The 14345-nt window shown below is 38.6% G+C and carries 13 protein-coding genes and 2 other annotated features; all 13 genes read right to left on the bottom strand.

From position 1 onward, the window contains the following. Positions 1-32 precede the first annotated feature (32 nt). Positions 33-1316: an EF-P 5-aminopentanol modification-associated protein YfmH gene (gene yfmH / locus HMPREF0519_RS04815; protein WP_004561369.1), complete on the bottom strand. Its 1284-nt coding sequence runs from the start codon at positions 1314-1316 to the stop codon at positions 33-35. After that, positions 1300-2580 carry an EF-P 5-aminopentanol modification-associated protein YfmF gene (yfmF, locus tag HMPREF0519_RS04810; protein WP_004561367.1) on the bottom strand — a complete coding sequence of 427 codons (1281 nt, stop codon included), beginning with the start codon at positions 2578-2580 and terminating at the stop codon, positions 1300-1302. Before yfmF ends, yfmH begins: the two co-directional genes overlap by 17 nt. Before the next feature lie 125 nt (positions 2581-2705). Continuing rightward, positions 2706-3557 carry an amino acid ABC transporter substrate-binding protein gene (locus HMPREF0519_RS04805; RefSeq protein ID WP_004561365.1) on the bottom strand — a complete coding sequence of 284 codons (852 nt, stop codon included), beginning with the start codon at positions 3555-3557 and terminating at the stop codon, positions 2706-2708. Between the two features lie 14 nt (positions 3558-3571). Beyond that, the gene (locus tag HMPREF0519_RS04800; protein WP_004561363.1) at positions 3572-4207 is read right to left on the bottom strand and encodes an amino acid ABC transporter ATP-binding protein; all 636 of its coding nucleotides are present in this window, start codon (positions 4205-4207) and stop codon (positions 3572-3574) included. 12 nt (positions 4208-4219) lie between these two features. Further along, the gene (locus tag HMPREF0519_RS04795) at positions 4220-4864 is read right to left on the bottom strand and encodes an amino acid ABC transporter permease (RefSeq protein ID WP_003635096.1); all 645 of its coding nucleotides are present in this window, start codon (positions 4862-4864) and stop codon (positions 4220-4222) included. A 156-nt stretch (positions 4865-5020) separates the two neighbouring features. Beyond that, positions 5021-5252 (bottom strand) — a binding site (T-box leader). 59 nt (positions 5253-5311) lie between these two features. Then, on the bottom strand, positions 5312-6118 hold the full coding sequence (gene minD, locus HMPREF0519_RS04790) for a septum site-determining protein MinD (protein WP_003553645.1): 807 nt from the start codon (positions 6116-6118) through the stop codon (positions 5312-5314). Beyond that, entirely contained in the window at positions 6111-6794 is a 684-nt protein-coding gene (locus HMPREF0519_RS04785) for a septum site-determining protein MinC (RefSeq protein ID WP_003553643.1), read from the bottom strand. Before HMPREF0519_RS04785 ends, minD begins: the two co-directional genes overlap by 8 nt. A 15-nt stretch (positions 6795-6809) precedes the next feature. Beyond that, positions 6810-7334 (bottom strand): rod shape-determining protein MreD, encoded by a 525-nt coding sequence (mreD, locus tag HMPREF0519_RS04780; RefSeq protein ID WP_003559969.1) that lies wholly within the window; start codon positions 7332-7334, stop codon positions 6810-6812. Positions 7335-7349: 15 nt separating this feature from the next. Further along, positions 7350-8219, bottom strand: a complete 870-nt coding sequence (mreC, locus tag HMPREF0519_RS04775) for a rod shape-determining protein MreC (protein WP_003635094.1) — start codon at positions 8217-8219, stop codon at positions 7350-7352. Positions 8220-8264: 45 nt separating this feature from the next. Then, complete coding sequence (locus tag HMPREF0519_RS04770) at positions 8265-9281, bottom strand: rod shape-determining protein (RefSeq protein WP_003553637.1); 1017 nt, start codon at positions 9279-9281, stop codon at positions 8265-8267. Positions 9282-9426: 145 nt separating this feature from the next. Then, positions 9427-10833 carry a bifunctional folylpolyglutamate synthase/dihydrofolate synthase gene (locus HMPREF0519_RS04765; protein WP_003559965.1) on the bottom strand — a complete coding sequence of 469 codons (1407 nt, stop codon included), beginning with the start codon at positions 10831-10833 and terminating at the stop codon, positions 9427-9429. A gap of 18 nt (positions 10834-10851) precedes the next feature. Then, on the bottom strand, positions 10852-13533 hold the full coding sequence (locus tag HMPREF0519_RS04760) for a valine--tRNA ligase (protein WP_003635092.1): 2682 nt from the start codon (positions 13531-13533) through the stop codon (positions 10852-10854). A gap of 53 nt (positions 13534-13586) precedes the next feature. After that, positions 13587-13800, bottom strand: a binding site (T-box leader). Between the two features lie 27 nt (positions 13801-13827). Continuing rightward, a complete protein-coding gene (gene tpx / locus HMPREF0519_RS04755; RefSeq protein ID WP_035444741.1) occupies positions 13828-14337 on the bottom strand; it encodes a thiol peroxidase in 510 nt (169 codons plus the stop codon). Positions 14338-14345 lie beyond the last annotated feature (8 nt).

Here is a 14345-nt window from a genome sequence, read left to right as displayed (position 1 = left end):
AATCAGCCAAGTTATTTTAAAGAAAGTATAAGTTAGTCGTTTGCTTGAATAATTTCAGATTGAATAGATGCCGAATCAAAATATTGCTCGGCAAACGCAACCGTCTGTTCCAGCGTTAAGGAATCCAAAATACCAACCTCATCATAAATTGTCAGTGGTTCACTTAAAAATCCATCAAATTGCCCACTGATTGCCTCTTCTGAATCCATCATTTCAATATAATTTCCCAACAATTCCTTTTTTTGTAGTTCAAATTCACTCGACATACCAGACAATTTCTTTGGGATTTGTCGAATGATTTTTAACAATTTATCTATAAAATCTTGTGGTTTATTTGTATCACCATTCAGAATGGCAAAGTGAAAGCCACGCTCATTTTCAAATTCCCAAGAAAATGAATCGTCAAGAACACCGTCCTGATACAGTTGCGTATAATCTTCGGCAGTTTCACTAAAAAATAAATCTAATACTAGGGAAATGGCAATTTCATATGCCAATCCCTCTCGACCGCGGGGAACCGAATCATTCCCTCTAATGCCAATGGACGCTTTGGGTCGAGAGATCGCCATTTGATATTTATTTATCTTATCATTAGCAACCGTTGGAAAAACAAGGTTCCGCTCAATGACTGCTGGAACCGACCACGACTTTTGACGTTGATTCTCTTTGATCCATGAAAGCGTCTCTTCAGGATTAACCCTACCGGTGATAAACAATGACATATTATCCGGACGATAAAACGTTTCATATGCCCTTTGGACATCAGCCAAAGTAATTTTAGAAACGCTATCAACTGTCCCGGCAATGTCTTCGGATAATGGTGATTGAGGATAAAGATCTTGAATTGTCTGGAAATAGATTCGATTATCAGGATCATTTAAATACATATTAATTTCTTGATCAATAATGCCCTTTTCACGCTCAATTTTCTCAGTCGTAAAATATGGCTTTTGAACAAAATCAAGCAGGATAAGCAAATTATCCCTTAAGTCTTCAGTAGTTGAGAACAAATAGTTTGTCTTCGTAAAACTTGTATAAGCGTTGGCAGAAGCACCGGTCTTATTGAATAATTCAAAAACATCATAATCCTTTTTATCAAACATTTTGTGCTCGATAAAATGTGCAATACCGGCAGGTTGACTGACCGGTGTCCCGTTAATACTAAAATCCGTATCAACTGATCCATAATTGACACCCAATATGGCAATTGATTTTTCAAATCCTTTTTTTGGTTGTAAATAAACCGTTAGTCCATTCTCCAGTTTTTCAACAAAAAGTTGTTCATTAAACGAAGCATAATCAATTGTTTTCATCATTGTCCCCCTGGCTTTGAAGAATATATCGTGCCTGATACTGGACCCGTTTTGCAACCTCGGCAACATCCTTCTTTGTAACGTCATTGACTAATTGTTCCCATTGGCTATCACCAAACGCTACGCCTGAGATTTGACGCACATATTGTCGCTCAGCCAAAGTTGATAAATAATCCGACTGAGATCGATGTTGATTGATCATTGATTTTTTGACACCAACCAGCAGACTTTCAGGATAAGCCATATCTGCAGTTGCAGTCAATTGCTCATCCGTTGTTTGAATGACTTGGCTAAGATTTTTAAATTCAATTCCAGCCTGAACGCTCAGCATTCCTGAAAACGAATTATAACTACTATGAATATCATAGGCTAAACTAGCCTTCTCACGGACATTTGTAAATAGCAAGGATCTGGTTGACGCTCCAAAGATCTGGTTGAATACGTTCGCAGCAAAATATGAATCATCGCCAAAGTAGATAGGCAAGCGATAACCAATGTTGAGCAGGGATTGGGATCCCGGAAAGACAGTCGTTTTTTCACGAGGAACTTTTGGAAGCTCAGGTTCAATAAACAGCTTAAGTCCTAAATCATTTCGATCACTTAATGTTGAAAAGGATTTTAATCGAGAGACCACCTGTGCCTGATCTATCTGCCCGGCCACAATAACAGTAACAGTAGCCTGCTGAATAAACGCCCGATAGAAGTTGTATAGATCACTTGCATTAAGCTCTCGAATGCTGTCAATATTGCCGAGTAAATAGGTCCCTTGATTAAGGTCATTTGCATAATACAATTTTTGAAGTTGAAGAGTTGAATAGAATTCCTTGTTATCTGAAATCGAGTCCAGATAGCTCATTAAATTTGTTTGATGTATTTTAAAATAATGGGCGTCAAATTGATCGTTTTTTGCAAAGGGCCGTTCAATCATTTCCCGAAGAAAAGCCATCGCGTCATTTAGTAAATCCTCCTTGTGAGGTAAATAATGGTTATTGGGGAAAGTTAACCTAATTCTTAGCGTATGCTGATTTCCATAACGAAGAACCGTAACGCCATAACTAGCGCCAAACATCTCAGATAATTTACGTGAAACGAGCATCTCACTGGGAAATTTTAACGATGCATTTTCTAAAAGATCCGCTAACAATGCTAATTTAGCAAAATTTTTATAATTGGATGGTATGCTAAAATTAAATACGATCGTATTATTTTTAAACTGACTAGTCTGAATTATTTTTAAATCGACACCTTGTGCAATCTGAATATTCAATAGTTTTCCTCCTCAATTAGTCACAATTTTCATCTTAATGTAAAATCATCGAAATCTCAATATATAACTAAAAAGAGTTTGAACAAATTCCGATTGTTCAAACTCAAAAATAGCCATTGCTGTCATTATTTTTTCATCAAGGGACTGTAAGCATTGGTTCCAAACCATTTCTTATTAATCTTTGCAAGTTGACCATCTTTAGCCAGTCGATTTAAACCAGCATCAATTTTCTGCTTAAGTTTAGTATCTCCCTTTCTCATTCCAACACCATAATACTCTTTAGGAAATTGACTTGGAACGCTTTGATATGTTGCCCGATCTTTTTGGTGCCCAATATAGTACCCCGCATAAATACTATCGATTAATAATCCTTGAATTCGATCTGAATTTAAGTCAATAAATGCTTCTGTAAATGAATCATAAAGAATAGGAGTGTGATTTTTAATTCGATCCTTTAATAGCTTTGGCTGTGAATCAATATCCATTGCCCCGGCAGATCCAGCTTGAACACCGGCAACTCTATTTTTCATATCCGCAAAACTATTAATATGATTTTTTTCCTTAGAAATCAATACCTGTTTATTAACCAAATAGGGTTCGCTGAAGGTGACCTTCTTTGCCCTTTGAGGATTCATAGAAAACCCATTCCAAATTAAATCAATTGTTCCATTCCGCAGTTCAGTCACATTCATTGACCAATCAATTGGTTGGAAATTTACTTTAATGCCGTATTGCTTAAAAACCGCCTTAGCCAAATCAACATCGTAACCAACGATTTTGCCACTTTTAGTTTCAAAACCCATTGGAACAAAACCATCGTCTAAACCGATAACAATTTTCTTTTGTTTGGAAACAATTGACCAGGTATCTGGATTTGTTTCCATTTTTTGCCTTGATTCAAAGCGACAGCCGGATAATACAAACATTAGCAGAAGGGTAACGATGACTAACGGGCATTTTTTTACAACTTTTTGCATGTTAATCCTTCTCTCTATTGGATTTGTTCGACTCGCTTAATATCATCTGCTACATGCTTCGCAAATTCCATATCATGAGTAACCACTATTTGTGTCATTTCTTGTTTTTTTAGATCCAAAATAATCTGAGCCACTTCATCTCGAAGTGCCGGGTCAAGGGCCGAAGTCGGTTCATCATAACAAAGAATTTTTGGATTCATTGCAAGTGCACGGACAATAGCAACTCGTTGCTTTTGTCCACCAGAAAGTTGATACGGATATAATGTCTCTTTTCCTTCCAAACCCAAACGCTTTAAAAGTGTCATTGCATTTTCAGTTACTTGACTCTTTGATTCTTTTTTAACCATTGTTGGTGCTAATGTAATATTTCCCATCACCGTTAAATTTGGAAACAATTGATAATCTTGAAAAACAACACCGATAATCGTGTCACCTTTATCCGGATTTGTAGGATCAAATTGTTTACCATCCCAATAAAAAGCACCACTATTAACTCTTTCAAGGCCCGTAATACATCTAAGCAAAGTTGTCTTCCCAGCACCAGAGGGGCCGACAATCGCCATAATTTCGTTATCGTTAACCGTCATAGACAGGTTATTGATAACTGTTTTACTACCAAATTTTTTCGTTAGGTTCCTTATCTCCAACATGTCAATACCCCCTTATCTCCAAACACTTGAACGTTTTTCAATCACCTTTAGCACGATCGTACAAATAGCGGTTAATGCCAGATAAATAATGCCAACAAGTACAAGTGGCAGCAATGTAACATCTCTGGCTGTTGCTACGTTTCCGGCTCTTAAAAGATCTCCCAACCCGATAACGTAAACCAATGATGAATCCTTAACCAAATTAATGACCTCATTGCCAATTGACGGTAAAACGATTTTAAACACTTGAGGAATAATAATTTTTCGGATCGTTTGACCATAGGATAACCGTAACACACAGGCACTTTCAAATTGCCCTCGCGGTACTGATTGAAATCCCCCTCTAAAAATCTCTGCAAAATATGCTGTATAGTTTAAAATGAATGCAAATAAGGCCGCGTCATAACGTTCAAATATAATACCAATAACAGGTAATCCATAAAACACAAAAATTAATTGTAGTAGCAGTGGTGTGCCTCGCATTAACCAATCATACAGATTTAACAACCAAACTAATGGCTTAAATTTACTGACTAATCCTAAGGCTAAAACCGCTCCTAACGGAATTGAACAAATTAACGTCCAAAAGAAAATTGACAAGGTCATTTTTGTTCCTGACAACAGTGCCGGTAAAATTTGCTCGATATATTGAATCATTTTGACATCCCTCCATAAAAAAAATCCCCTTGAGTTATTAATAGACTCAAGAGGACGATAGTTTTCGCGGTTCCACCCCAATTTGTAGTAAATTCACATTTACTACCTCATGAAGTTTAATTTTCTATACAAAAAAGCCTCTTAAGTCTAATGACTTAAGAGGACGATTATTAATCGCGGTTCCACCTCAGCTTCACTTTCCATTCATATGAAAAGTCTCAACGAGTTTAGAAAACTAAACTTCAGCAATAACGTGCTCACCGCTTTTCCCTACTTCATTCAGGAAAATGACTCCCAGATGTGACGCAAACCATTCAAATACCCATTTCCCATCATCATGAGCTTTCTGAAATTTAACATGGTTTACTATTCTGATCATAGTCTTTTATATTTCCTTAATTTATGGTAACAATGATAATCGGAAAATCGTCATCCGTCAAGCAGTATTTACCCCTTTTTGAACCAATTACCAATTTTTTTCCAAAATGAGGGATGAACTTCATCTGTCATCTGCATTAGGGGAACCGATTCACCTTCAAGACGTCTGGCAATATCCCGATACCCTTGACCAGCCGGATTATCAGCCTGAAGAACCACTGGTTCACCTTGATTTGACGTTGTAATAACAGCATCATCATCAAATACAATGCCTAGTAATTCTACGCCTAAATGATGGGTAATCTCATCAACGTCCATCACAGAACCGTCTTTCATCATATGAGTCCTAATTCGATTAATAATCAAGTGTGGTTCTTCTTGAAGCGGATGTTGCTCAAGCAATCCAACCACTCGATCAGCATCCCTTACTGCAGAAATTTCGGGAGTTGTGACAATAATGGCACTATCAGCGCCCGCAATGGCGTTCATAAATCCCTGTTCGATGCCAGCAGGACAATCAATCAGAACATAATCAAAATCCGGCTTTATCTCGTTAACAATCTGAACAACCTGATCTTGAGTTAACGCCGTCTTATCAGTATTCTGGGCAGCAGGAAGAAGGTATAATAAATCATCAAACCGTTTGTCCTTAACTAGTGCTTGCCCAAGACTGGCCCTTCCTGATGCAACATCAACAATATCATACATAATTCGATTATCCAGTCCAAGAACAACATCCAAATTTCGTAGACCAATATCTAAATCCATCAAGCAAACTTTTTTTCCAAGCATGGCGAGGGCAGTACCAATATTAGCTGAAGAAGTCGTTTTTCCAACTCCACCTTTTCCTGAAGTAATGACGTATGCTTTACCCATTGATGACTCCTCCTATCTGATTAAAGAACTTTGGGTTAATTTGTTTAAGATCTTCAACTTTTCCATAGTCTAAGACGTGCAAATCATTCACATATACAACCGAGTTTTCTGTAATCTTCTGGTTGGTATCGTCAAGAATCTCGTATTGTTCACCAATCCGGACTTGTTGCGCGTTATGTACATCCCCAATAATCATTTTATCTTCCAAATCAGGGAATCCCGCTTGAATGACGCCATGAACATCGCCAAGAACGTAAATATTTCCGCCTACAAAAAGCTTACCGCCCTCATGAATAATGCCGAGAAACACCACATCTCCCTGAACGTGAACCTCTTGTCCGTTTCGAATGATGCGATCAACCACGTGAACCGTTTCCTGATCTAGAATTCGATTTGACTCTTCTTTAGTCATCACATCTGACGTAATTTTGTGGACTGAGAAAAGCTGAAAGTCAGAAAAAATCTTTTCAATTTCTGAACGATTACCGGCTGACAAAAGTCTCAGACCAGTTTGGATATCAAAGGAAATTGGTTGAGGATGAGTAGAAGCAGTCTGAGTTCTAAGCTTCTCAAGCAAACTTCTTAGTGACGTATAAATATCACCCAAATCAGCCTCATCATCTAAAATTATCTCGTAACCATCATTTGTACCTTTCAATACAGCTGCATCTTGCATATACGACTCCCCTTTTTACCGCCTATGACTCCTATACAATGAGGCCACTGGAAAATAGGCTAGTGCCATGAATACAAGGTTAATTGCCAGAGTCGGTGCTAACGTGTTGACCAAGTATTGGGCGAGAGATGAAGATGTCTGCCCGATAAACGCATTCGCAATAAACCCAAGAGTGGTCCATACTGTAATCCCCAAAAAATAAACCAAAAAACCGCTCATAAAGTTTGGCGGTAACATTTGGTAAACACTTTGGCAAAGATAAATTACCAGTGGAAAAATGAATACATAGACTCCTAATAAACCTGTGTAGTACATATCAAAGATAAAGCCGATTACAGCAGCCCAGATCCCTAAATGCAGTTTCTTACGATCACCAAAGAAGACTGCTAGTACTAACCATAGCAATGTCAATGCAGGAACTAAAGAATTAGGATACCTATATAACGTTCCCGACAAGATTTGACTTATTGACCCATCTAGGAAGAAAGCAATAAATTGACCGACAACAAAAATAACTGTGATAGGAATTCTTCGTCTCAACAGAACAACCCCCTATCAATTTCGAACAGCAACCGAAACGACTTCGATGTCGTTCAAGTTAGCTGCCGGCTTGATGTAAACTTTTTTGGCCAATCCATAGTCATCTTCTGCAATTTTTGACACGGTTCCAACATAAATACCCTTAGGAATGATGCCGCCCAGCCCACTGGTTGTGACTCGGCCACCTTTGGAAAGTTTGGCTTTCGAGGTGATGTTACCCATGATGATACGATTACTTTGAGAATCATATGAAGTGATAATACCATTAACTATCTTTGACGCTTCGCCAACAATCTGGATAGCAAACCGGTTCGAATTTTCTGCGGTATTAGAAATTAAGACAACTTTACTGTTGGTCTTATTAACCTCAGCAACAGTTCCAATTAAACCAGGTCCGGCAATAACCGGCATGTTTTTCTTAACACCGGCAGCTTGACCTTTATTAATAATAATTTGGCTTGCCCAAGATGAGGGTGTCCTAGTAATAACAGCCGCATTGATTTTTTCGTAACCTGTTAATGTGCTTCCAACATTAAGCTGACGCTTCAGTTGTTTGTTTTCTCGCTCTAAAACTTGATCTTTAACCTGTGTTTGTGCAAGCTGATCAACCTTTGACTTAAGCTTTTGATTTTCCTGATACGTATTCAAAAGATTATTAATCGAAATAAATCCATGGTGGATACCATTCATTGGAACGGCAACAACCCGGTCGGCAAATCCAACAATGTCGTTGCCGAACTGTTGAACAAGCGGTGGTGTATTTCGATTGTTTCTAAATGCAACTGAAACTGACATTAAGCCAAAGCTAATGATCAAACATACAATAACAATGACAAGTTTTCGACTGGAGAAAAATTTTTGCATAATTGCCTCCATCCGTTTCATAAATTACCTAAATCTTTAAGTGATTCAGGTAAAATTGTTAATTGTTTATTGTTTTTTCTTCATAACATTGATACTTTTCAGTGATTCTCCTGTACCAATTGCCACACAGTCAAGTGGATCGGCGGCAATTGAAACCGGCACCTGAGTGGCTTCAGCAATCACATCTGTAATGTTTCGAAGTAACGCACCGCCACCTGTGAGTACAATTCCATGATCAATGACATCGGCAGCAATTTCAGGAGATGTTTCTTCCAATGTTTCTTTAATTGTCGCAATGATCTCAGCAACGGATTCATTAATAGCTTCGTTAACATCAGACCCAGTCACTTGAACCGTTGTTGGCAGGCCTGTAACAAGATCACGCCCTCGAACAGGAACAGCCTCAATATCCTTAGCAGCTTTCGGAGAAGCTGATCCAATGTCAATCTTTAGTTGTTCAGCAGTTCTTTCACCAATCAATAAGTTATATTTTTGACGGACATACTGAGCGATTGATTCGTTGAGCTTATCACCGGCCATTCTGACAGAACGGCTTGAAACAATACCACCAAGTGAGATTGTTGCAACATCAGTAGTACCACCACCAATGTCAACAACCATACTCCCCGTTGGATCCATAACCGGTAAACCGGCTCCAATCGCAGCAGCGAATGGTTCCTCTATAACGTAAGCGTCACGAGCACCCGCAACACGGGTTGCATCGATTACTGCACGCTTTTCAACAGCGGTAATTCCCGTTGGAACGCAAACCATAACATATGGTTTACCCGATGAATGTCCCAATGCTTTTTCAATGAAATACTTCATCATTGCAACAGTTGTATCATAGTCTGCAATTACGCCGTCCTTCATTGGTCTGACAGCATTAATGCTGGCAGGGGTCCGGCCAATCATGGCACGGGCTTCTTCTCCCACGGCAATAATATCACCGTTTTTAGTACTCTTGGCAACAACCGACGGTTCACGAAGGACAATACCTTTTCCTTCAACGTAAACAATTGTGTTAGCTGTTCCAAGGTCAATTCCTATGTTTTTTTCCCCAAGTCCGAACACGTTATCCATCCCTTCATCGCTTTATCATGTTGATTTCGCTTTTGATGTTATTTTATAAATTAATTATTGTTTAACGAAATAAGTATATCATAACAGACGTAAAAATGAACTAAATCCAAGGAATGAAAGAATGATTTAAGATATTATTTGAAATTTAGTTCAAAGACGCCAATAAATACTTGCGAACATCCGAAATAAAATACAGTGATCCGGTAATTAACAGCATATCATCTGTCATAAGTTTTTTTTGAATCGTATCAATCGCTGTTTGCCAATCATCAATAACATCCGTTACGGTTTTCTTTCTTTCTTTTGAATCCACTTGCTCTTCAAGTACTTGCGGATCGGCCGCGTTACGCTTACCTGGTCCATTAAAGCTTGTCAAAATGATTGAAACATTTTTAACCGTTGCCATCTTTTCAACCATTTTTTCGGCTTGCTTATCAGCTAAAATGCCCATTAACACATATATTTTTCCTTTAGAAAAATTTGATTCCAATAGATCTACAATTTCATCTACGGCTGAAATGTTGTGAGCACCATCAATGACAATTGTAGGATGATCGTTAATTCTTTCAAAACGACCGCCCCACTTCGTTTGCTTAATACCTGCAATAACACTGTTATGATTAACTGGTCTGCTGCTTAGTTGGCAATAATTCAGATAGGCCTGAATGGCTAGTGCTGCATTATCAGTTTGATAGTCACCAATCAACCCGGTTGAAAGGTCATTAAACTCGTCATGATCAGACTTAAAAGAAAAGTGTTGTTCCCAATCAATCATTCCCAAGTTGTTCACTGTAAACTGTTTACCTAAAATCGTCATTGGGCTTTTCTTCCCGGAGGCTGTATGTTCAATTACTTTTAGCGGCGCCTCAGGTATTTTACCAACAACTACAGGAACCTTGGGCTTAATAATCCCTGCTTTTTGATAGGCAATCTTGGGCAACGTATCCCCTAGAATATGCATATGATCCCAACCAATTGTCGTAATAACAGATAATTCAGGGGTCATCACATTGGTTGAATCCAACAAACCGCCAAGCCCAACTTCCACAAGGACAATATCCGCATGGCCTTCTGAAAAATATTCAAACATCATGGCAGTGATAATTTCAAATTCTGTAGGCCCACCCTCAAGTAAAGCATCATCCAATTTAGCAACGACTGGATAAACAATGTTAGTTAGCCGTAAAATGTCATTATCGGAAATTGGCTTACCGTTAACACTAATCCGTTCATTAAATCGGATTAGAAAGGGTGATGTAAAACTGCCGACTTTTAGACCGTCTTCCTGCAAAATGTTTCTCAAAAAAGCAAGCGTTGATCCCTTCCCATTTGTACCAGCGATATGAATGGCTTTTATCCTTTTGTCCGGTGATCCGAGTTCATCCAAAAACCGACGCATCCTTTTGAGTGTCGGGATCTTTTTAAATTTAGTCCTGCCATGAATAAATGCCAAAGCTTGATCATACGTTTCAATCGTCATTATCAATTGCTCCTCACAAAACGAGGGAACCACGAGCAAAGTAATAAAATGCTCTGGTCCCCTCAAAATCATGTACTTAATTATTTATCCTTATAACTCACTAGTCACCTGTTGAAGTCGATCCTTAGCAGCATCAAGTTTTGACTGATAATCGTCTTTTTTCTGTCGTTCCTCATTGACAACCGCTTCTGGCGCATTGTCAACAAATCTTGTATTAGCTAGTTTTTTGGTAGAACGAACCACTTCAGATTCAAATTTATCAATATCCTTTTGAACCCGATCTTTTTCTTCATTTAAATCAACCAGTTCGGCCAAAGGAACATAAATGGTAGCGTCCGTGATAACAGCAGACATTGATAATTTAGGTGCGTTAACTTTGTCGCCTATTGTTAATTCCTGCGTGTGACAGAATCGATCAATATAATCACGATTTGTTTCAAAAATTTGTTTCAATGTTGGATTCTCAGTTTGAACCAACATATCAATTGGTGATGAAAGGGGGGCATTTGCCTCATTTCTAATGTTTCTGACAGCCTTAATCAAATCAATCAACGATTGCATTTCATGTTCAGCAGTCGGATTGTCAAATTGTTGATTCGAAACTGGATATTCTGCTGTTACAAGTGACTTTCCTTCATGAGGCATCTTCTGCCAAAGATACTCTGTTACAAATGGCATAATTGGCTGTAATAATCTTAAGATTTTATCCAAAACATAAGCTAAAACATTTTGAGTGTTTTTCTTCAGCTTCTCATTATCACCAGTCAAAGCTTCCTTACTCATTTCGATATACCAATCACAGAAGTCATTCCAAATGAAGTCGTACAGTTTTCGGTCTGCTTCTCCAAAATTATACTTATCGAAAAGTTCAGATACTTCAGAAATCGTTGTGTTTAATCGACTTAAAATCCACTTATCAGATAACTGCCACTCAGATTTATCAGGTAATTTCGGCTTTTCAATGCCATCCAAATTCATAATAACGTAACGACTGGCATTCCAAATTTTGTTAATAAAATTCCAAGCAGAATCCATCTTATCATAACTGAATTTTAAATCTTGACCAGGTGTTCCACCAACTGACAAGAACCATCTGAGGGCATCAGCTCCATATTTATCAATGACATCCATTGGATCGATTCCGTTCCCCAACGACTTGGACATTTTACGTCCTTGTGAATCACGAATCAGACCATGAAGTAGGACATCTTTAAATGGTCGGCGATGTGTAAACTCGAGACTCTGGAAAATCATACGTGATACCCAGAAGAAAATGATATCATAGCCGGTTACCAAGGTATCCGTTGGGAAGTATCGCTTCATGTCATCAGTATCATCCGGCCAGCCCATCGTTGAAAACGGCCATAGTGCTGAAGAGAACCATGTGTCAAGCACATCGGGATCTTGTTCCCAATTTTCGGCATCTTTCGGGGCTTCCATTCCAACATAAGTTTCACCAGTGTCTTTGTTATACCATGCTGGAATCTGATGTCCCCACCAAAGCTGACGGGAAATAACCCAATCGTGAACATTATCCATCCACTGGGTAAATGTCTCTTCAAAACGGGGTGGAAAGAAGCTAACTTTATCATCTGTATCTTGATTTTTCACAGCTTGTTCAGCCAATGGCTTCATTTTAACAAACCATTGTGTTGATAACCGTGCTTCTACTTGAACGCCGGTTCTTTCGGAATGACCAACAGAGTGGACAATGGGTTCAATACTTAAAATCAAGCCTTGATCCTGTAAATCCTTCACCATTGCTTTTCTAGCTTCAAAGCGATCCATGCCTTGATACTTGCCAGCTTTTTCATTCATCGTTGCATCCGGATTCATCGTATTAATCCGCTCAAGATTGTGCCGATTTCCAACTTTAAAGTCATTTGGATCATGGGCAGGTGTAATTTTTACCATACCAGTACCTTCTTCAGGATCAACGTACTGATCAGCAATAATTGGAACTTCCCGATTAACAAGTGGTACAAGAACCTTTTTGCCTACAATTGACTTATAACGTTCATCACTAGGATTAACAGCAACTGCAGTATCCCCCATCATCGTTTCAGGACGTGTCGTTGCAATCTCGATATAATCGTTTCCATTAAACTTTGTCCCATCTGTAAACGGGTATTTAACGTGATAAAATGCACCCTTATCATCCTTATGGATAACCTCAATATCAGAAAGCGCCGTTCGGGCTTGAGGATCCCAATTGATAATATATTCTCCACGATAAATCAGGCCTTTGTTGTAAAGATCAACGAATACTCGACGAACAGCTTTTGACAATCCTTTGTCCAGCGTAAAACGTTCACGTTCATAATCCAGCGAAAGACCAAGCTTTGCCCACTGTTCTTTAATAGTGGCAGCAAATGTATCTTTCCATTCCCAAACTTTTTCGACAAACTTCTCTCGTCCCAAATCATAACGGGAGATCCCCTGTTCACGAAGTTTAGCTTCAACTTTTGCCTGGGTTGCAATCCCGGCATGATCCATTCCGGGCAGCCAAAGAGTGTCATATCCCTCCATACGCTTCTTGCGAATAATCATATCTTGGAGTGTTGTATCCCAAGCGTGGCCTAAATGAAGCTTACCAGTGACATTTGGAGGCGGTAAAACAATTGAAAAAGGTTTTGCCTTCTTATCCCCACTTGGTCTAAATACGCCTTCTTGAAGCCATTCATTATATCTGCCATTTTCAATGGCCGTCGGATCATATTTCGTCGACATTTCGGTGTTTTGTGTTGACGCTTTTGTGTCTTTTTCTGACATGATGTTTCTCCCTTCTTGTATGTAAAATAAAAACACTTCATCCCAATAAATACGATTAGGACGAAGTGCTTCGCGGTACCACCTAAATTGGATATATTTCAACCCCACTCAGTATCCTGATAACGGTCAGATAGTACCGACCCGCTCTCAAATTTTTGAACGAGTAGCTCACAAGTTACTTTCACCCAACAAAGCGTAAGAATTTTCCATTATCAATTCTCTTTCTGAAACGCAACGGTTGGTTACTCTCTTGATCAATGCTTTAATTTAATTCTAATCTTACTCAACAATCTGCTAATCGTCAATACGCTTTGCCAATTTTTCCAAAGCTGACAAGGCATCTTGATAGTCAGGTTCATCCGTTATTTCTGGTACAATTTGTCGATAAACAATTTTACCTGTTTTATCAACAATAAAAATTGTTCTAGCCAGTGCACCAAAATTTGGCATATACAATTTCATTGCGTACCCAAAAGACAGACTCTCATCTGATAACAATTGCAAATTACGAACTCCTTGAGCAGCACACCAATCCTTTTGCTGCTCAAGCGTATTGTTTGAAATCGTTAAAAAGCGCGCATCCGGATATTTATCGGCTTCCTGGTTGAATTTTCTTGTTTCCAATGAACAAACCGGTGTATCAATATCTGGAACAGATGAAATTAAAGTAATTCGGCCAATAATATCAGCCGTCTTTACTTTATTTCCTTCAGCGTTTTCTAATTTAAATTTTGGAAGCTGTTCGCCAACTTCCGGAGGATTACCAAACAATTTTTCATCTTTGCCATTGATTGTGACTTGCATACAAACAC

Source organism: Lentilactobacillus hilgardii DSM 20176 = ATCC 8290 (assembly GCF_000159315.1).
GTDB classification, from domain to species: domain Bacteria; phylum Bacillota; class Bacilli; order Lactobacillales; family Lactobacillaceae; genus Lentilactobacillus; species Lentilactobacillus hilgardii.
The sequence above is the reverse complement of the archived record's forward strand: the minus strand, read 5'-3'. Positions and strand labels throughout refer to the sequence as shown.